The sequence below is a fragment of the Nocardioides cavernaquae genome (genome assembly GCF_003600895.1).
Classification (GTDB): Bacteria; Actinomycetota; Actinomycetes; order Propionibacteriales; family Nocardioidaceae; genus Nocardioides; species Nocardioides cavernaquae.
The window spans coordinates 315,910-334,285 of the sequence record NZ_QYRP01000002.1; the positions used below are offsets into that span (position 1 = coordinate 315,910).

Here is an 18,376-nt window from a genome sequence, read left to right on the forward strand (position 1 = left end):
AGTGGCGAGTATCGCACACCAGCGCGTCGGGCCCCAGTTGTCGGCTCAGGCCAGCGGGTCGCCGATGACGCCGTCACCGCTGAGCGGGCCCTGCGCGAGCCGGGTGAACAACGGGTCATCGACACCCGCAAGCTCCCCGACCGAGGCAAGTCCGGTCAGCACGTCGTCCGGCCGCACGCTGGGTACGCCGTGGCGCAGCACGACGTCGAGGCGTGCCCCGCGATCACCGGCGCCAGCCGCGAGGGCGACGACCGCGGCGCGGCAGTCGAACGTGCGCAGACCCTTCTTGGTCATCCGCTCCACCGGCACCTCCTCGGCAGCGAGGAAGCGCTCAACCGCGCGGACAGCGTCTGCCTCGGTCACCGCGAGGTCGATCAGCCAGCGGCTGGCCTCGAGCCGGTCGGTGAGCGACGCGCCCGCGGACTCGACCGCCTCCAGCACGTCCAGGCCGTCGGGCAGCACCGCGTCGAGCTGGGCCAGCACGGTTGCCGGGTCGACGATCTCGGCCAGCGCGATCTCGACGTACTCCGCCTCGCTGGCGGAACCGGTGGGCGCCGCACCCGCGTAGGAGATGCGGGGGTGCGGGTTGAATCCGGAGGAATAGGCCATCGGGATCCGGGCCCGGAAGACCGCGCGCTCGAAGGCGCGACTGAAGTCGCGGTGGCTGGTGAAACGCAGCCGCCCGCGCTTGGCGTACCGGATCCGGAGTCGCTGGACCGGAGGGGCCTGCTGTTCGGGCTGTTCGCGCACCCGCAGAGGATATCCGCCGGAGTGGGCCGACGACGCCACGCTGCCCGCACCCGGCCCGATACGCTGAGGTCCTTGTGGCACCCGTGGCGGTCGCCCGGCTCCCCGGAAGGTCCCGATGAAGCAGCAGCCGACGTGGCGTGGCCACCGGGCTCCCGTCGAGGGAGTGGACGGACCTGCCGCAACGCGCCCGAAGGCTCGCTCGCGCACCTGGTCGGTCGCACTGCTGGCGGTGGTGGCTCTCGTGGCCGTCATCGCAGGCGTGATCGCGGCCGTGCAGAACGCGTCACCGGACGCCTCGCCCCGGCTCCCCGCCGTGTCCGTCGGCACCTGCCTGATCAGCCCCGAGCTCGCTCGCGCCACCGACGGGGTGACCACGCTGGACGCCGTTCCGTGCTCGCGGGCCCACGATGGCGAGGTGTTCGCCATGCTCGAGCTGCGCGCCGGGGAGGACCTCGCCGCTGCCGGCCGCCGATGCGTCGGCGCCGCAACGGACCGACAGTTCCACTTCGAGGAGCTCCAGTCGCGCGGTCTCGAGGTCCGCCCGCTCGCCCTCGACGGAGACCCCACCACCGGCGACCCGGTCGCCTGCTTCGTACGACGCCAGGACGGTACGCCCCAACGCGGGGCGGCCTTCACCAATGCACAGGAGAGTGACCGATGACCCTGCCTCCCTACCCGGGCCAGCCCGACCAGCCGGAGCAGCCCGGCCAGCCTGTGCCTCCCCCGCCGCCGCCGGCCCCGCCTGCGCCGCCGAGCCCGCCCGGACCCCCGGCACCGCCGTCGTACCCGCAGACGCAGCCCTCCGGAACCACCCCGCCTCCTCCCCCCGGGCCCCCTGCACCGCCGGCCCCGCCGTCGTACCAGCAGTTCGGCGGCCCGAACGACGCCAACCAGTCCTGGAGCGGCCTCGCGATCGCCGCCTTCGTCTGCAGCCTGACCTGCTGTCTCGGCATCCCCGCCGTGATCCTGGGCATCATCGCGCTGGCCAAGACGGGTGCGGGCAAGGCCAAGGGACGCTGGATGGCCGTGACCGGCATCGTGCTCGGCATCATCGGCACGCTCGTGATGATCGGACTCGTCGCCGCGGTGTACTTCCTCGCGGAGAGCCAGGTCGCGCCAGCGGACGCGAGGCCCGGGCAGTGCGTGACCGTGGCGACGGAGGGCGACGAGGTGACGATCCTCGACCTCGGCTGCTCGACCCCGCACAACGGCCAGATCTTCGCCGCCATCACGGTCACGGAGGCAGACGTGGCGCGCCAGGTCGGCGGCCTCGACCTGTGCGCGAAAGCGGCACTCGAGCACTTCCCCCAGGCCAGTGAGGGCGATCTGACCGGCGACGCTCCGTCCTTCACGCTCAACGGCGAGAAGCTGATCGTCGGCGGCGCCTCTGACCGGACCGAGGTCGCCGCCGGCGACATCGTCGCCTGCTGGATCGAGGCCGACGACGGCGAGCTGAACTCAGACCCGGTCAACTAGGGAACGCCAGGGGCCTGGCAGGACTGACTCGGCCTCCCCGTGCAACGCGCTGTTCGCGACGCTTCTGCCGCCCTCGACGACGGCAGAAGATCGACGGACAGCGCGTTACACGTTTTCGGACACGTGGGCGGTCGGGGCGCGCCAGGCAGCATCGCGGCCGAAGGCGGCCAGCAGATCCGTGTGCGGATCTCCGGTCATCGGCGCCCGCGGACCGATGGCACCACCGGAGCGATACATCTCCTCGCGACCGGCGAACCACTCCGCCACCTGCTCGAGCAGGTCAGGCTGCATGGCCCGATCCTGTCCGGTCGCCGCGGCCAGGTCCCACCCGTGGATCAGGTGGTCGGTCGCGACCTGGAGGAGGTACTCGCCTGCCTCCTCGTCGCCGTACGAGAGATGGACGCGGAGCCCGTCGATGAGCGCGGCGTCGACCGCGATCACGGATGCCCGCGCCAGGTCCTCCCCGCGCCCGACCGGGTCATCGCCGAGCACGTCACCGTCGAAGCGGCTGCCGACCTCCGCGATCGTGCGTCCGGCGAGCAGCGGGCCCACCCAGCACTCCTCCCCCACGACGTGGTTGACGAGCGCCCGCACGTCCCATTCCGTGCACGGAGTGGGGTGACTCCACTGGTCGGCCTGTACGCCGGCGAGCGTGCGCTGCCAGACCGCCACGGTGCGCCGGAAGAGCGTTGCTACGTCCACCCGTCCATCGTGCGTCGGCGGAGAGCCCATCAGAAGGTGCAGTGCGCTACTCCGGGGTCCGGGACCGGATCAGCCCCAGTAGCGATACCGCCCGAACGGGTCATTGAGGCCGTCGCGGAGAAGACGCCCCAGGCAGCCATCAAAGGAGCGTGAGTCCCTGCTCGGCGCGTTCCAACCACCACGGCAGGGCGGCGCGTTCCCGCTCACGAATGTGTGGATCGGGGTGCTCGGAGATGTCGAGCGCCTTGTTCCAACCCAGCCAGACCAGCCCGGCGAGCAGGCCGAGGGCAACGGCATCCTCGTCGTGATCGTCACCTGCAGCGGAGCGGTAGAGCTCGAGGAACCCGTCGGGAGTGACGTCGAGCAGGTGACCGCACCCAGCGAGGAACCGGCCGATGTCGACCGCGCCGGGTGCTGCGAACGCCATTCCCCAGTCGATCAGCGTCAGCTCCTCCCCCGTGAACGCCATGTTCACGGTCGCGAGGTCGCCGTGGAGCAGCGTCGCCGGCCGCTGCCTCAGCGCGCGGACGAGCGGGGACGGGTCCAGCGCCAGCGCCAGGACCGCGTCGGGGACCTCGCCCCGCTCGATCTCGGGCCAGTACTCCCACCCGCGCAGGGCGAAGTCGACGAGCGGCTCCCCGGCGTACGGGCGGATCCGCTCGGGCTGGAACAGCCCGACAGCGTGGTCCAGCGGTGTGAGCACGTCCGCCACCTCGGCCGGGATGGCCTCCCGGAAGCGGCGATGCAACGCGGCCGTCGCGCGGGCCACCGAACGACACCCGGAAGGATCGAGCCGGTCGTGCCATCCGAGGACGGCGGCACCGAGGTCCCGCATCACGACGACGCCGCGATCGCCCTCGAACCACCCGTCGAGGACGGCGTGTCCGACCTCCGGCGGCAGCGCCTCGAACAGGCCTGCCCGCAGGAGCTCCACCTCGCGACCCCGCTGGTCTCCGGTGAGCCGCATGACCAGGTCTGCGGACACGTCGTACCGCTTGACGACCACGCGCGTGCCGTCCGGCAGGGTCACTCGCTCGAGCGTCGCGCCGGACTTGCCGTCGTCGCCGAACCCCGAGCGTTCGGTCGCGCTCGCAAGCGCCGACCGGATGTCCACCCGCCCATCGTGGACCCGGCACGACCCCAGCGGAAGGGCACAGGCGTCGAACCTGGATCTGCACTACGCGGCGCGCCCTGCATCGGCCATGGCTCAGTGACCGCCGTGTCGACGCCGACTTTGCGCCGTGTCGACGCCGACTTTGCGCCGTGTCGACGTCAATGGGTCAGTGGACGACCTGGGTCACGGTGCCGGGCTGGCCCGACTGACCGGCGCCGCCGATGACCGCCAACGGAAGCAGCTGCTGGCCGGTGGGACCGATCTGGATCTCGGTGCCCATCTCCGGGCACACGCCGCAGTCGTAGCACGGGGTCCAGCGGCAGTCCTCGACCTCGACGTCGGAGCTGCCGTCGGCAACCGCGAGCGCGTCCTCCCAGTCGGCCCAGAGCCAGTCCTTGTCCAGACCTGAGTCGAGGTGGTCCCAGGGCAGGACCTCCTCGAGCTCGCGCTGGCGGGTGGTGAACCAGTCGAGGTCGACACCGGTGCCCTCGAGGGCGGACGAGGCCGCGGTGATCCAGCGCTCGTAGGAGAAGTGCTCGCTCCAGCCGTCGAAACGACCGCCGTCGCGCCACACCTGCTCGATGATCGCGCCCACGCGGCGGTCACCGCGCGAGAGCAGTCCCTCGATGATGCCGGGCTGGCCGTCGTGGTAGCGGAAGCCGATCGCGCGGCCGTACTTCTTGTCCTGACGCACCTCGTCGCGCAGCTTGCGCAGCCGCTCGTCGGTGGTCTCGACGTCGAGCTGCGCGGCCCACTGGAAGGGCGTGTGCGGCTTGGGCACGAAGCCGCCGATGGAGACGGTGCAGCGGATGTCGTTGCGACCGGAGACCGCGCGGCCCTCGGCGATCACCTTCTTGGCCAGCTCCGCGATCTGGAGCACGTCCTCGTCGGTCTCGGTCGGGAGGCCGCACATGAAGTAGAGCTTCACCTGCCGCCACCCGTGGGAGTACGCCGCGGAGACGGTGCGGATCAGGTCCTCTTCGGTGACCATCTTGTTGATCACCTTGCGCATGCGCTCGGAGCCACCCTCGGGCGCGAAGGTCAGGCCGGAGCGGCGACCGTTGCGGGAGAACTCGTTGGCCAGCGAGATGTTGAAGGCGTCGACGCGGGTCGACGGCAGGCTCAGGGAAACGCTCGAGCCCTCGTAGCGGTCGGCCAGGCCCTTGGCGAGGTCACCGATCTCCGTGTGGTCGGCGGAGGAGAGCGAGAGCAGGCCGACCTCGTCGAAGCCGGACTTGCGGATGCCGTTCTCGACCATGGCGCCGATCGTCGTGATCGAGCGCTCGCGGACGGGACGCGTGATCATGCCGGCCTGGCAGAAGCGACAGCCGCGGGTGCACCCGCGGAAGATCTCCACCGAGAACCGCTCGTGCACGGTCTCCGCGAGCGGGACCAGCGGGCTGGCCGGGTAGGGCCAGGCGTCGAGGTCCATCAGCGTGTGCTTGGTGACTCGCTCGGGGGCATCGGCGATGGTCGGCGTGACGGCAGCGATGGCGCCCGACTCATCGTCATAGGACACCGAGTAGAACTGCGGGATGTAGACGCCACCGGTCGCGGCAAGGCGGCGCAGGATCTCGTGTCGTCCGCCCGGAGAGCCGGCGTCCTTCCACTCCTTGATGATCTCGGAGATCTTCAGCACGATCTCTTCGCCGTCGCCGAGGACGGCGGCGTCGATGAAGTCGGCGATCGGCTCGGGGTTGAACGCCGAGTGGCCGCCGGCGAGGACGATCGGGTCGGCCTCGGTGCGGTCGACGGCGCGCAGCGGGATGCCGGCCAGGTCGATGGCGTTGAGGAAGTTGGTGTAGCCCAGCTCGGTCGAGAACGACAGGCCGAGGACGTCGAAGGCGCGGATCGGGCGGTGCGCGTCGACGGTGAACTGCGGGATCGCGTGCTCGCGCATGACCTTCTCGAGGTCCGGCCACACGGCGTACGTGCGCTCGGCGATGATCCAGTCACGCTCGTTGAGCACTTCGTAGAGGATCGCGACGCCCTGGTTGGGCAGGCCGACCTCGTAGGCGTCGGGGTACATCAGTGCCCAGCGGACCGTCTCGCCCTCAGGCGCGACATCCCACTCCTTGACGGTGGAGTTCAGCTCGCCGCCGACGTACTGGATCGGCTTCTGCACCGAGGAGAGTCGGGGCTCGAGCAGCGGGAACACGCTCTCGGGATTGCGGCTGCGCTCATCGAGACCGGGGAAGGACACGCTGCTACCTCGAGGAAGTTGGGGGTTGGGCGACTCCCAAGGGTACGCCGGGTCACAGGGTGCGGCTAATCACTCAACTCGTTGCGAAGCGGGCACATCAACTAACCTCCAGACATGTCCTGGCAGCACCGTCCTTCCCTCGACGGGCTCCGGACCATCGCGGTCTACCTGGTGCTGTGCTTCCACGGCGGGGTGGTCTGGGCAGACGGCGGTTTCGTCGGCGTCGACCTCTTCTTCGTGCTGTCCGGCTTCCTGGTCTCCTCGATCCTGCTCGAGGAGCTCGCGACCACCGGCAAGGTCCGCATCGGGGCCTTCTACGCCCGCCGCGTGCGCCGGCTGCTGCCCGCGGCGCTGGTCGTGGTCACGGTGACCTCGCTGGTCTTCCTCCTGGTCGCACCGATCGTCCGCCGCCTGCCGTGGGTCGGCGACGCGCAGGCATCGCTCCTGTACGTCGCGAACTGGCGTTTCCTGTCCCAGTCGGACGACTACTTCGCCGGGGCGGGGGTCGTGCAGTCGCCGTTCCTGCACTTCTGGTCGCTCGCCGTCGAGGAGCAGTTCTACCTGCTCTTCCCGTTCCTGCTGCTGGGCCTGGCCTGGGCCCGCAAGCGATGGGCGCCGGCGCTCACCGTCGGCATCGCGGCCCTGATGCTGGCCTCGATCGCCGCCCAGGTCTTCTGGGCCACCCGCGACGCCGACCACGCCTACTACGGCACCGACGCCCGCATCTACCAGCCGCTCGCCGGGGTGCTCGCAGCGATCGCGTGGCGCCGTCTCGCCACCCGCCCCCGCGCACTGCGGCACTCCGGCTGGGTCTTCCTGGGCCTCCTGCTCCTCACCGCCACGAGCCTGGTGCCGTGGAACCCGAGCGTGCGCGGCCTGGTCGCCACCGCTGCCTCGGTCGGCCTGATCCTGGCGACGATGACGCGCACGACGCCCGGGCTCGACCGGCTGCTGTCGCTTGCGCCGCTGACCTGGCTCGGCCGGATCTCCTACGGCACGTACCTGTGGCACTGGCCCGTGCTGCTGCTGATCCGTGAGGGCATCGACGCTCCCGCCTGGGTGGACGCCACGCTCACGGCCGCCATCGCGACCGGGCTGGCCGCACTCTCGTTCGAGCTGCTCGAGAACCCCGTACGCCGCTCCGAGCTGCTGGCGCGCTTCGCTCCCGGCACGGTTGTCGTCGGGCTCGCCTGTTCCGTGCTCGCGGCGTACACCGTCGTGCCGGCGGCACTGCAGAACGACGCGAAGCCGGCCCTCGCGCTGATCCCTGCGACTGCCCCGGGCGTGGCAGCCGCCGCGCCGGCCGCTGCCGCCAGCGGCGACAAGCCCGTGCCGGCGATCGACTGGCAGGCGATCGCGGACAGCAAGGGCGCCGAGACCAGCTACTGCACGCTGAGCGACACCACCAGCTGCATCGCCCACCAGGGCGGCAGCGACCTGCACGTGATGCTCGTCGGCGACAGCCATGCGCGCGTCCTCTCGCCGACGCTGGAGAAGATCGCCGAGCAGCAGGACTTCACGCTCAGCACCAGCATGGTGGCCGCATGCCCGTGGCAGCAGGGCGTGGTCAGCAGGTTCTCCAACGAGCAGGAGAAGTCCGACTGCGTCGCGGCCCGGTCCGCGCTCTACGGCGGTCTGCTCGACGCGATGGACATCGACGTCGTCGTGCTCACGGAGATGCCGCGCTCCTCCGACACCTGGCAGCACGGCCTGATCGCCACCGACGGCAGCAACCTCCCGATCGACAAGCTCAACCTGAACACGATGACCAGCTCGCTGCAGACCATCCGCAAGGCGGGGGCGCGCTCCGTCGTGGTCGAGAGCTGGATCGTGCGGTACGACGACGTGAACCCGCTCGAGTGCCTCTCCGGCGCCTCGCGGATCGGTCAGTGCACCGTGCCCGCTCCGCCGGCGCCGCTCACCGACTCCTTCGCGCGCACGCTGGCCGCCGGATCGCCGGGCATCACGACGCTCAGCATCAACGACATCGTCTGCCCGGGTGGAGCCGTCTGCGCGCCGGTGCTCAACGACATCCCGGTGTGGCGCGACTCCAAGCACTACTCGACCGAGGTGCTGCTCGACCATGTCAAGGAGATCCGGGCCCGCTTCCTGGCGACCGGCTACTTCGGATAGTCCGCCACCCCAGGACGGCGTGAGGGCCAGATGACCGCCCCTCCGTGTGGGACTACCGGGTCGCGGCGAGCACGCGCGACGCGGAGAACCTGGTCGGGAGCGCCGGAGTGCCACGCAGGTGGATGTTCTGCAGGAGCCCGACCGCGAGCATGCCTGCGAACATCGACGAGCCGCCGTAGGACACGAAGGGCAACGGCACGCCCGTGACCGGCATGATGCCCATGCACATGCCGATGTTCTGGAAGGCCTGGAAGCCGAACCAGCACGCGATGCCGGCTGCCGCGACCCGGCCGAAGACGTCGGGGGCGTTGAGCGAGATCAGCAGCGCACGCCAGACGACGAGGCCGACCAGGATCACCAGGATCCCGGCGCCGATCAGGCCGAGCTCCTCGCCGGCGACCGTGAAGACGAAGTCGGTGTGCTGCTCGGGCACGAAGCCGGAGCGGGTCTGCGAGCCGTCGAAGAGCCCCTGCCCGAACCAGCCGCCGTTGCCGACCGCGGTGCGTGCCTGCTCGACGTTGTAGCCGGCTCCGCGCGGGTCGAGGTCGGGGTTGGTGAAGGCCATGAACCGGTCGACCTGGTAGGGCTTGAGCACGCCCACCTGGATCGCCACGGTCGCGGCGAGAACTCCCCCGGCGAACAGGCCGAGCAGCCAGCGGCCGGGAGCACCCGCGATCGCGAGGACGCCGAAGACACTGGCGGAGAGCACGAGCATCGTGCCGAGGTCGGGCTGCAGCAGGATCAGGGCGGCCGGTATGCCGGCGATCACCAGCATGCCGATCACCTCGACCGAGCCGACCCGGCGCTTGGACGACCCCTCGAAGCGCTCGGCGACCAGCAGTGCCATGCCGATGATGACCGCGAGCTTGGCGAACTCCGATGGCTGCACGGACATGCCGCCCACCTGGAGCCAGGAGCGGGAGCCGTTGATCGTCGAGCCCATCACCAGCACGAGGACCAGGCCGACGATCGAGGCGAGATAGACCAGCGGTGCGAGGATGCGCACCCAGCGGTGGTCGGTCGCGAGGACCATGACGAGCAGCACCAGGCCGACCGCGACGTTGACCAGCGTCTTCTTGAGGTACGCCGTGGGCTCACCGCCGGTGAGTGCGTCGCGGTGGGCGGTCGCCGACCACACCAGGAGTGTCCCGAGAACGGTCAGCGCGAGCACCGCGAACATCAGCACCCAGTCGAGTCCGTGACGCCTCACCGCTCGTCCTCCTTGCTCAGCCGGGCCGGCGGCAGGATCGCGCCGTCGGGGGCGAACGTGGGCAGCGAACTGGTCTGCACGATGCCGGGGATCGCTGCCTTGCCACGCTGGAACTGCGTGCCGTCGAATCCGTAGAGCGCGTCCCAGATCTTGCGGACCGCCACACCGTTGGCGCCGGCACCCGTGCCGGCCTGGCTGATCATCGACACGACCACGTAGTCCTTGGAGTAGGAGCCGACCCAGCCGGTGGTCTGCTTGCCGTAGACCTCAGCGGTGCCGGTCTTGCCCCGCACGGGCACCTCGTCCAGCGGCCAGCCACCCATCACGCCGGCCAGGGTGCCGCGCTGGGCGACGCCGAGCATGGCCTCACGCACGTAGTTGAGGATCCGCCGCGGCATCTTGACCCTGCCCTGCACGACCGGCTCGATGCGGCGCACGAGCTTGCCGTTGGGGTCGACGACGGCCTTGCCGATGCTCGGCTCGTAGAGCGTGCCGCCGTTCGAGAGGGCGGCGTACGCACGGGCCAGCTGGAGCGGGGTCACAATGGTGTCGCCCTGGCCGATGACGAAGTTGGCAGCGTCGCCGGCCCGGTAGGCGTAGCCCTCGATGCAGAACTCCCGCGCGAACTGACGGACGAAGCCCGAGGCGTCGCCGGGCTTCTTCACGATGCCGCAGTAGTAGTCCTTCATCTCGTCGTAGTAGGCGCGCTTCCACTTCCGGTCGGCGATCCGGCCCGAGGCCTCGCCGGGGATGTCGATGCCGGTGGACTTGCCGAAGCCCCACTCCTTGGCCTCGGCGACCAGCGGGTCCTTGGCGTTGACGTTGGCGACGTCGGAGCCGTAGCGCTGCCAGAAGTCGAGACCGATCCGGTAGAAGAACGTGTTGCACGAGACCGTGATCGCCGTCGCGAAGTCGATCATGCCGTAGCTGCCGGACTCGTAGTTGCGGAAGGCCCGGTTGCCGACGTTGACCGACGAGGAGCAGTTCAGCCGGGTGTCGGTCGTGTAGCCGTTGGTCAGCGCGCCGATCGACATGAACGGCTTCCAGGTCGAGCCGGGCGCGAACTGACCCTGCATGGCCCGCGAGAGCAGCGGGGTGCCGGCCTTCTCGGAGTACAGGCGTGAGAGCTGCTTCTGGGTGATGCCGCCGACCCAGACCCCGGGGTCGTACGTCGGCTGGCTGGCCATCGCGACGACGCGACCCGTCTTCGCCTCCATCACGACGATCGCGCCGGAGTCCGCCCTGTAGCGCTGGCCGTTGCGGTCCGTGCGCTGGCGCGCGGCGGTCATCGCCTCGGACAGCGCCTTCTCGACGACGCCCTGCAGCTTCGCGTCGACGGAGGTCACCAGGGTGTCGCCCGGTCGGGCAACGTCTTCCCCGGACTCCCCCAGCACACGGCCCTTGGAGTCCACGGCCATGTGGAGGTAGCCGGGCATGCCGCGGAGGTACTCGTCGTACGCCCGCTCGACGCCGGCGCGGCCGACCTGCGAGGCACCGTTGACCGAGAGGTCCTTCTTCTCCTCGGCCGCGGAGAGCTCACCCTCGGTGATCGGGCTCAGGTAGCCCAGGACGTGGGCGGCGTTGACGCCGTAGGGCTTCGGGTAGGCACGGACGCTCTGCTCCTGGACCACGAGGCCCGGGTAGTCCTCGGCCTGCTCGCGGATCAGCTGGGCGACGGGCTGCTCCACGTCGTCATCGAGCGGGATGGGCTGGTAGGGCGAGCCGTTCCAGCAGGTGCCGCTGACCGCACCCGGCGTGCCGCAGTCGAGGAGGCGGGCCCTGATCGCCGAAGCCTTGGTGTCCAGCGCCTTGGCGACCCGCGTCAGCAGGAGCTCCTGGTCGTCCTCCGAGAGGCCTCCGACCGTGGTGCGGTCCAGCGAGACCACCCACGAGCTCCGGTTGGCCACCAGCGGGCGGCCCTGGTCGTCGACGATCAGGCCACGGTCGGGCTGCACGATGACCTGGCGCACCGACTGCGATGCGGCCTGGGCCCGGTAGTCATCGCCGCTCGCAACCTGGAGGTACCAGAGCCGGACCAGCAGGGTCGCGAAGAGCGAGAGCACCAGCGCCTGCACGACGACCAGCCGCAGCCGGCTGCGCTGAGCGGCGGACTGCTGCGGCGAGAGGGGGCGGGTGCTCATGCGTAGGCGCTCCGCGCCGGCTCCAGGCGGCGGAAGAGGTACATCAGCGGGGGCACGATGAAGGGCGTCAGCAGCACGTCCCAGACCAGCGCCACGAGGATCACCTCGAGCATCTCGGCCACCGGCACCGCCGGATCCTGCAGGATCAGGCCACCGAGCGCGAACACCGAGTTGCCGAGGAACGAGCACGCCGCGACGGCAGCGACGACCATCGAGGCACTGGGCTGCGCACCCTGGCCGCCCTGCCCCGGCATGCGCATGCGGCCCGCGACGTGTCCCACGATCACCAGTGCCAGCGCCCAGCGTCCGACGTAGTGGTCGGCCGGCGGTGCCAGGTCGAGGAGCAGGCCGGCGGCGAAGCCCAGGACCGCGGCGTACTGCGGGCCACGGGTGAGCGCGGCGGCGACCACGACCAGCAGGGCCAGGTCAGGGACCACTCCGCGCCAGGTCAGGTGCGGGAAGAGCGAGACCTGGAGGACGACGGCAACCAGCAGGGCGAGGACGGCGATCACGCCGCGGAACAGGCTCATCGCTCGTCCTTCCGGGGGTCGACGAGGGCGCGGTCGGTGGTGCTGCCCGTGGGCACGACGACGCCGACCAGGTCGAGCGAGGTGAAGTCGACGAAGGGGGTGATCTCCACCCGGCGCGAGGTCTCGCGCGGGCTGGAGAAGACGGCGCGGACGGTGCCGATCGGCACCCCGGCGATGTAGGGGGCGCCGTCCTCGCTGCCGAACGTGAGGACGCTGTCCCCCTCGTTGGCGACCACGGCTGCGTCGACGAGCTTCATGTCGAGCGTCGGGTCGCCGCCGAACTGGCCGCGTCCCTGCAGGAAGCCGAGCTCCATGCTCGAGCCGAGGCGGCCACCGACGACCGAGTCGCGGTCGAGCAGCAGCAGGACCGTGGCGGTCTTGCGGGTCGCGGCGACCACGCGGCCGACCAGACCGTCGTCGCTGACCACCGTCAGGTCGGCATGCACGCCGTCGGTGGTGCCGGCGTCGATCGTGACCGTCTGCGAGAAGGCCTGTGCTGCGCCGTGCCCGATCACGTGGGCGGCGACGATCGTGTGGCCCTGAGCCGCTGCGGACTGGCTGAGCTTGTCGTACTCGCGGAGCCGGTTGCGGTCGTAGCCCGCGGTCGCGAGCTGCTGGCGCAGCTGGGAGTTCTCGTCCTCCAGCGCACCGACCTCGTCCTCGAGCGAGCCCTTGGTGCGGAAGTAGCGCGGCACGGAGGCGAAGGGCTGCACGACGCCGTTGGTGAACTGCTCGGCCGGGCCGAGGGCTTCGCCGACGACGTCACGCGCGGGGTCGAGGATGCCGCCGGCGTGGTCGAGCGTGATCAGGGTGACTGAGGCCAGCACCAGCGCGACCAGGGTGGAGCGTGAGGGCCGGTCACGTGCGTCGAACCCGTCGAGGGCTCGCCAGCGCTTCTCCCGCCGCTCGGGACCGTCGCCCCACTTCTCACCGACGGCCATCAGTACCGCCGGCGGTCGGAGACGAGCACCTGCTGGAGGGCTTCGAACTCCTCGACGCACTTGCCGGCACCGAGCGCGACGCTGGTCAGCGGGTCCTCGGCGACGTGGACCGGCATGCCCGTCTCGTGGCGGATGCGTTCGTCGAGGCCGCGGAGGAGCGCTCCGCCACCGGTCAGCACGATGCCGCGGTCCATGATGTCGCCGGCGAGCTCGGGCGGTGTCTGGTCGAGCGTGGTCCGCACCGCGTCGACGATGTTGTGCAGGGGCTCCTCGAGCGCCTGGCGCACCTCGGCGCTGGAGACGACGACGGTGCGCGGCAGGCCAGAGATCATGTCGCGGCCACGGATCTCGGCCTCGGGCTCCTTGGGCAGCGGGAAGGCCGACCCGAGGGTCATCTTCACTTCCTCGGCGGTGCGCTCCCCCAGCATCAGGGAGTACTCCTTCTTCATCCACGCGACGATCGCCTGGTCGAGGTCGTCGCCTGCCGTCCGCACCGAGAGAGAGGTGACGATGCCGCCGAGCGAGATGACCGCGACCTCGGTCGTGCCTCCGCCGATGTCGACGACCATGTTGCCGGTCGCCTCGTGCACCGGCAGGCCGGCACCGATCGCAGCAGCCATCGGCTCCTCGACGATGTAGACCCGGCGGGCACCTGCCTGGTAGCCCGCCTCCTTGACCGCGCGCTGCTCGACCGCGGTGATGCCGCTCGGCACGCAGATCACCAGACGGGGCTTGGCGAAGTAGCGGCGGCGGTGCACCTGCTGGATGAAGAACCGGAGCATCTGCTCGGTCGCATCGAAGTCGGCGATGACGCCGTCCTTGAGGGGACGGATCGCGGTGATGTTGTCGGGCGTGCGGCCGATCATGCGCTTGGCCTCGTGGCCGACGGCCAGGACCTCACCGGTGTTCTCGTTGAGGGCGACGACCGAAGGTTCGTCTAGCAGGATCCCCTTGCCACGCACATAGACGAGCGTGTTGGCAGTGCCGAGGTCAACGGCCATGTCGCGGCCGATGAAGCTGTTCGCCATGGGAAATGCCTCTGCGGTGTGGGGGAAGTCGAAGTACGCCGCACGACGTACTCGCCCACGAGGGTAGGTTCCGGACACGCCCCGATCGGGGAGCCACGCCGCGCGCGTCACGGACCCCGCCCGAAGGCGGGGTCCGTGCGCTATTTCCGGCTGTTCCAGGCGGGCGGAGCTACTTGACCAGCTGGATCGTCACGTTGCGGTACGTGCCGTCGTCAAGGCGGATGGTGAGGACCCACGAGCCCGTCGTGAAGGCGGTCGGCGTGGTCGCCCCCGGGTTGAGATAACCCGACTTGGTCGACAGGTTGAAGATGTACTGCCCCGCAGCGCTGTCGTAGCGGAACAGGTTGCCCGTTGTCGCCGCGGAGGTCGAGATCGTCTCGTCGACTCCAGCGTCGGCGCTGCCGTCGTACTTCTTCACGGTCAGCGACGAGACCGCGTCGCTGATCGGTGCTCCGTTGCAGGTGAGCCGGAACTTCACCGGGATGGTGCTTCCCAGCTTGAACCGGCTGGAGCCGTCCGGGTTGATCGGCTGCAGCACGCCGCTGAACGCGCCACCGTAGGTCACCGTGTAGACGCGGGACTCGGTGACGCTGTTGTCCGCGTTGTCGGTGGCGGTCGCCTCGTAGGAGTAGGTCCCGACTCCCGAGGGCACCGCGGACGGGGTCCAGGTGTCCGAGGACGAGGCGAGTCCAGAGAGCGCATCGGCTGGCGCGAAGGACGGCCGGGCGGGAGCACCCGTGGCACAGACGTCATACGCACCCGACGCAAGGCCACTGACCCCGAGTGTCGGGTCGGTCAGGTCGATGTCGATGTCGCTCGCGGTGTCGGTCGTCTGGCGGCCGGCGTTGTCGGTGGCGGTGCCGGTGACCTCCTGGTCAGCGCCCTCCCCGAGCGTCGTGTCCCCGGTGCACGACGCGATCAGCGAGGTGACGTCGTCGCACGCGAAGCTGACGTCGACGGCTGTGTTGAACCAGCCGTTGCCGTTGGGGGTCGCCGGTTCGAGCGTGTGGTCGATGGTCGGGTCGACGCTGTCGATCCGGGCCTCCGCGTCGTCCGAGCCGGTGTTGCCCTGGGCATCCGACGCGGTGCAGGCGACGGTGTGGGTGCCGTCGCCGGTGACCGCCACCGTGCCCGGGTTGCTCACCGGACTGGACGCGGCGCCGTCGACCGAGCAGTCGAGCGAGGTGACCCCCACGTTGTCCGTCGCGGAGACCGCCACATCCACCGGACTGTTGAGGAACCAGCCGTTGGCGCCGTCCGCGGGGAGGACCAGGGCGACGGTGACGATCGGCGCGATCGCGTCGTCACAGGCGTCGCCGATGCCGTCACCATCGGAGTCGTCCTGACCGGGGTTGGCGACGTTCACGCAGTTGTCGTCGGCATCGTCGACGCCGTCGGCATCGGTGTCGACGGGTTCGGGCTCGCCATCGGTCACGACGACCGTGAAGGCTGCGCCCGACGTGTTGAAGTCCGCGGACGTCGCCGCCTGGGTGGTGGCCACGGACTGGAACGGGAAGGTCAGGTTGGTCGTGCCCTCGACGAGCCCGGTCACCGTGATCACCGGCGGCACTCCGTCGCATCCTCCGAAAGTGACCGTCGACGGCGTGTCCGCGATCCCGGCAGTCGAGCTCGTGACGCCGAGGACCAGCGTGTGGACCGAACCGGTCAGGTTGCAACCGTTCTTGACGTCCCCGCCGGTCTCTCCGTAGGTGAAGGAGATGTTGGCGGAGTCACCCACCTCCAGGGTCAGGGTGCGGACCCCCTCGACCACCACGATGTCGGCATCGGGGTTGGTGACGGTGTCAGCGAAGGCGGCCAGCGGAAGGCTGGCAGCAACGAGCGCGAGCGCGGCAAGTGAGAAGGAGGCTGCCGTGCGGAGGAGGGAGGGTGTCGGCATGAGTCGAACCTAGGGGCGTTCTCAGCGCCCCTAGGCGCGATCGGACGGACCCTCGGGGCGAGCCACCCGACCCCATCATCAGGCATGGCATCCCCGGGCCACGGGGCACTGGGGTAGGCACTGGGGTCCGCTCAGAACCCGCAGTCGACCCGGCGCAGCGCGCGGGTCTGGGCGAGGTCGAGGCGCAGCACCTGGGGTACGACGAGCTCGTGCGCGTCGAGGTAGGCGCGGGTGGCCGACTCGCTCACCGTCCAGATGTCCTGACCGCGGAACTCGAGGTCCTCCGAGCCGGGCACGAAGTCGCGCGCGGCCCGACCGGGCTCACGGAGCTCGGCGCAGTGCGTGCTGCTCGCGTTGGTCCAGAGCCCGCGTGGTCCGTCGCCGAGCCCCTGGAGCTTGATCGGCATCTGGCGCGAGGAGGTCGCGGCGGGAAGCGTGCGCCGGCCGGGTTCGACGATCCGGGACTTGTCGAACCACCACAGGCGGCCGTGACGGCTCTCCTTGTAGGACCCGATGCCGAGCCGGTTGCCGGCGATCACCAGCGTCGAGCCGCGCACTCCCGATGGGAGCGACCAGACCCGCTTCACTGCGCGGGGCGTGGTGAGGGCGTTGGGGTCGAGCAGCCAGAGCCGCCCGGTCTCGAGCAGCCACAACCCGTGCTGGTCGAGCTCGAGGCCGCCGCCGTGGCGGCAGAAGGTGCTGGTGCCGTTGACCGTCGCAGTGAACCTGGTTGCGAACTGGAGGACCTTGCCCGTCGCCGGGTCGAGCACCGCGATCTGGCACGGCCGGTTCCCGTAGGTGGGATACCAGTGGTAGCCGCCCACGAAGATCTTGGTGACCGCTCCGGTCGAGCTTGTGCCGAGCGCGAGTGCCTGCGGGACGAACGACTGCTTGTCGGGGTCCACCTGCGGGATCCAGTACGCCGCGCAGACGGCCGACGACGCGGCGTACCTGCGCAGGGGTGGGCGCATCAGGTCGGCCTCGGTGCCCTTGACCGCGTCGTAGGAGACACCGTGGCAACGCGGGGTCGACGCGACCGACTGGATCGAACGCTCGCGGGAACCCTGGCCGACAGCGCGATCGTCCGTCGTCACCGGCGAGCAGCCGGCCAGCAGCAACATCGCTGCTGCGGCTACTCCCCCGAGAACGCGCATGGCCTGGTGCTGGATCAGCCGAGTCCGGGGAACCAGATGGCGATCTCGCGCTCGGCCGACTCCGGGGAGTCCGAGCCGTGCACGATGTTCTGCTGGACCGCGAGGCCCCAGTCACGGCCGAGGTCGCCGCGGATCGTGCCGGGCGCGGAGACGGTCGGGTCGGTCGCGCCGGCGAGGGAGCGGAAGCCCTCGATGCAGCGCTCACCCTCGATCACGATCGCGGCCACCGGGCCGGAGAGCATGAAGTCGACCAGCGGCTGGTAGAACGGCTTGCCCTCGTGCTCGGCGTAGTGGGCAGCGAGCAGCTCGGGGGTGGCGCTGCGCAGCTCCAGCGCGGCGAGCGTGTAGCCCTTGGCCTCGATCCGGCGGATCACCTCACCGGTGAGTCCCCGGCGGACACCATCGGGCTTGACGAGGACGAGAGAGCGCTGAGTCATGTGCCACAGGCTATCCACTCTTCCCGCCGGGCCGCTCGTGGGCATACGTTCCCTCCATGTCCGACCTCGATGCCCTCCTCGCCAACCTGCCCATCGACGCGCTCGCCGCCCAGATCGGCGAGGACCCGGACGAGGTCCGCCAGGCTGCCGCCGTTGCGCTGCCGGCGCTGCTCGGCGGGCTTGACGCCAACGCCCAGGATGGCGGAGCCGCGTCGCTGCTGGAGGCGTTGGCGCAGCACGAGGGCAGGTCTCCCGGGGATCCGGCTGCGATCGATGCGACCGACGGCGAGAAGATCGCAGCGCACATCTTCGGCGACCAGCAGGAGCAGGTGATCAGCCAGCTCGGCTCGACCGGCGTCGCCAGTGGACTGCTGCAGAAGCTGATCCCGCTGCTGGCGCCGATGGTGATGGCCTGGGTGGCCGGCCAGATGGCGGGCAAGGGCGCTGCGCCGTCCGCCGGCGGGGACCCGGGCACACTCGGCAGGATCCTCGAGCAGGTGCTCAAGGGCGCCCTCGGCGGCGGGGCCCCGTCGCAGGCCCCCACTGCCGGCTCGATCCTCAGCGACATCCTCGGCGGCCTGCTCGGCGGCGGCCGCCGCTGAGGCGGAGCCCGATCGCCAAAATCCGCCTTTCGCCGACAGCTGCCCGGGTCTCCGGGGA

General features: G+C 70.4%; 16 protein-coding genes. 4 read left to right on the forward strand and 12 right to left on the reverse strand.

Going from position 1 to position 18,376, the window contains the following annotated elements:
• Positions 1-45: 45 nt before the first annotated feature.
• Positions 46-750 carry a TIGR03936 family radical SAM-associated protein gene (locus D4739_RS01595; protein WP_120058968.1) on the reverse strand — a complete coding sequence of 235 codons (705 nt, stop codon included), beginning with the start codon at positions 748-750 and terminating at the stop codon, positions 46-48.
• A gap of 115 nt (positions 751-865) precedes the next feature.
• Here D4739_RS01595 and D4739_RS01600 point away from each other — a divergent pair, with 115 nt between their 5' ends.
• Both D4739_RS01600 and D4739_RS01605 read left to right on the forward strand, forming a co-directional pair.
• Complete coding sequence (locus D4739_RS01600) at positions 866-1,411, forward strand: hypothetical protein (protein ID WP_120058969.1); 546 nt, start codon at positions 866-868, stop codon at positions 1,409-1,411.
• Positions 1,408-2,226, forward strand: coding sequence for a DUF4190 domain-containing protein (locus D4739_RS01605; protein ID WP_120058970.1), 819 nt, complete (start codon positions 1,408-1,410; stop codon positions 2,224-2,226). Before D4739_RS01600 ends, D4739_RS01605 begins: the two co-directional genes overlap by 4 nt.
• A gap of 105 nt (positions 2,227-2,331) precedes the next feature.
• Here the strand turns inward: D4739_RS01605 and D4739_RS01610 are convergent, their stop codons facing one another.
• The 3 genes from D4739_RS01610 to D4739_RS01620 form a co-directional block, all read right to left on the reverse strand.
• Complete coding sequence (locus D4739_RS01610) at positions 2,332-2,928, reverse strand: TIGR03086 family metal-binding protein (RefSeq protein ID WP_182920261.1); 597 nt, start codon at positions 2,926-2,928, stop codon at positions 2,332-2,334.
• Between the two features lie 139 nt (positions 2,929-3,067).
• Positions 3,068-4,042, reverse strand: coding sequence for a phosphotransferase family protein (locus D4739_RS01615; RefSeq protein WP_182920262.1), 975 nt, complete (start codon positions 4,040-4,042; stop codon positions 3,068-3,070).
• Between the two features lie 166 nt (positions 4,043-4,208).
• Positions 4,209-6,245, reverse strand: coding sequence for a TIGR03960 family B12-binding radical SAM protein (locus D4739_RS01620; RefSeq protein ID WP_120058973.1), 2,037 nt, complete (start codon positions 6,243-6,245; stop codon positions 4,209-4,211).
• A gap of 114 nt (positions 6,246-6,359) precedes the next feature.
• Between D4739_RS01620 and D4739_RS01625 the strand changes: the two genes are divergently transcribed.
• Positions 6,360-8,378, forward strand: a complete 2,019-nt coding sequence (locus tag D4739_RS01625; RefSeq protein WP_120058974.1) for an acyltransferase family protein — start codon at positions 6,360-6,362, stop codon at positions 8,376-8,378.
• A gap of 52 nt (positions 8,379-8,430) precedes the next feature.
• Here D4739_RS01625 and rodA read toward each other — a convergent pair whose 3' ends face one another.
• The 8 genes from rodA to ndk all read right to left on the reverse strand — a co-directional run bounded on the left by rodA (position 8,431) and on the right by ndk (position 17,716).
• Entirely contained in the window at positions 8,431-9,588 is a 1,158-nt protein-coding gene (gene rodA / locus D4739_RS01630) for a rod shape-determining protein RodA (protein WP_238473466.1), read from the reverse strand.
• Positions 9,585-11,729: a penicillin-binding protein 2 gene (gene mrdA / locus D4739_RS01635; RefSeq protein ID WP_120058975.1), complete on the reverse strand. Its 2,145-nt coding sequence runs from the start codon at positions 11,727-11,729 to the stop codon at positions 9,585-9,587. The genes rodA and mrdA overlap by 4 nt, the downstream gene beginning before the upstream one ends.
• Positions 11,726-12,259: a rod shape-determining protein MreD gene (gene mreD, locus D4739_RS01640; RefSeq protein WP_120058976.1), complete on the reverse strand. Its 534-nt coding sequence runs from the start codon at positions 12,257-12,259 to the stop codon at positions 11,726-11,728. Before mreD ends, mrdA begins: the two co-directional genes overlap by 4 nt.
• The gene (gene mreC / locus D4739_RS01645) at positions 12,256-13,200 is read right to left on the reverse strand and encodes a rod shape-determining protein MreC (RefSeq protein ID WP_120058977.1); all 945 of its coding nucleotides are present in this window, start codon (positions 13,198-13,200) and stop codon (positions 12,256-12,258) included. The genes mreD and mreC overlap by 4 nt, the downstream gene beginning before the upstream one ends.
• Positions 13,200-14,228 carry a rod shape-determining protein gene (locus D4739_RS01650; RefSeq protein ID WP_120058978.1) on the reverse strand — a complete coding sequence of 343 codons (1,029 nt, stop codon included), beginning with the start codon at positions 14,226-14,228 and terminating at the stop codon, positions 13,200-13,202. The genes mreC and D4739_RS01650 overlap by 1 nt, the downstream gene beginning before the upstream one ends.
• Positions 14,229-14,397: 169 nt before the next feature.
• Positions 14,398-16,125: a PxKF domain-containing protein gene (locus tag D4739_RS17415; protein ID WP_120058979.1), complete on the reverse strand. Its 1,728-nt coding sequence runs from the start codon at positions 16,123-16,125 to the stop codon at positions 14,398-14,400.
• A 131-nt stretch (positions 16,126-16,256) separates the two neighbouring features.
• A complete protein-coding gene (locus D4739_RS01660; RefSeq protein ID WP_147384752.1) occupies positions 16,257-17,279 on the reverse strand; it encodes a hypothetical protein in 1,023 nt (340 codons plus the stop codon).
• Between the two features lie 14 nt (positions 17,280-17,293).
• Complete coding sequence (ndk, locus tag D4739_RS01665; protein ID WP_120058981.1) at positions 17,294-17,716, reverse strand: nucleoside-diphosphate kinase; 423 nt, start codon at positions 17,714-17,716, stop codon at positions 17,294-17,296.
• A 56-nt stretch (positions 17,717-17,772) separates the two neighbouring features.
• Here ndk and D4739_RS01670 point away from each other — a divergent pair, with 56 nt between their 5' ends.
• Positions 17,773-18,318 carry a DUF937 domain-containing protein gene (locus D4739_RS01670; protein ID WP_120058982.1) on the forward strand — a complete coding sequence of 182 codons (546 nt, stop codon included), beginning with the start codon at positions 17,773-17,775 and terminating at the stop codon, positions 18,316-18,318.
• The last annotated feature ends 58 nt before the right edge of the window (positions 18,319-18,376 follow it).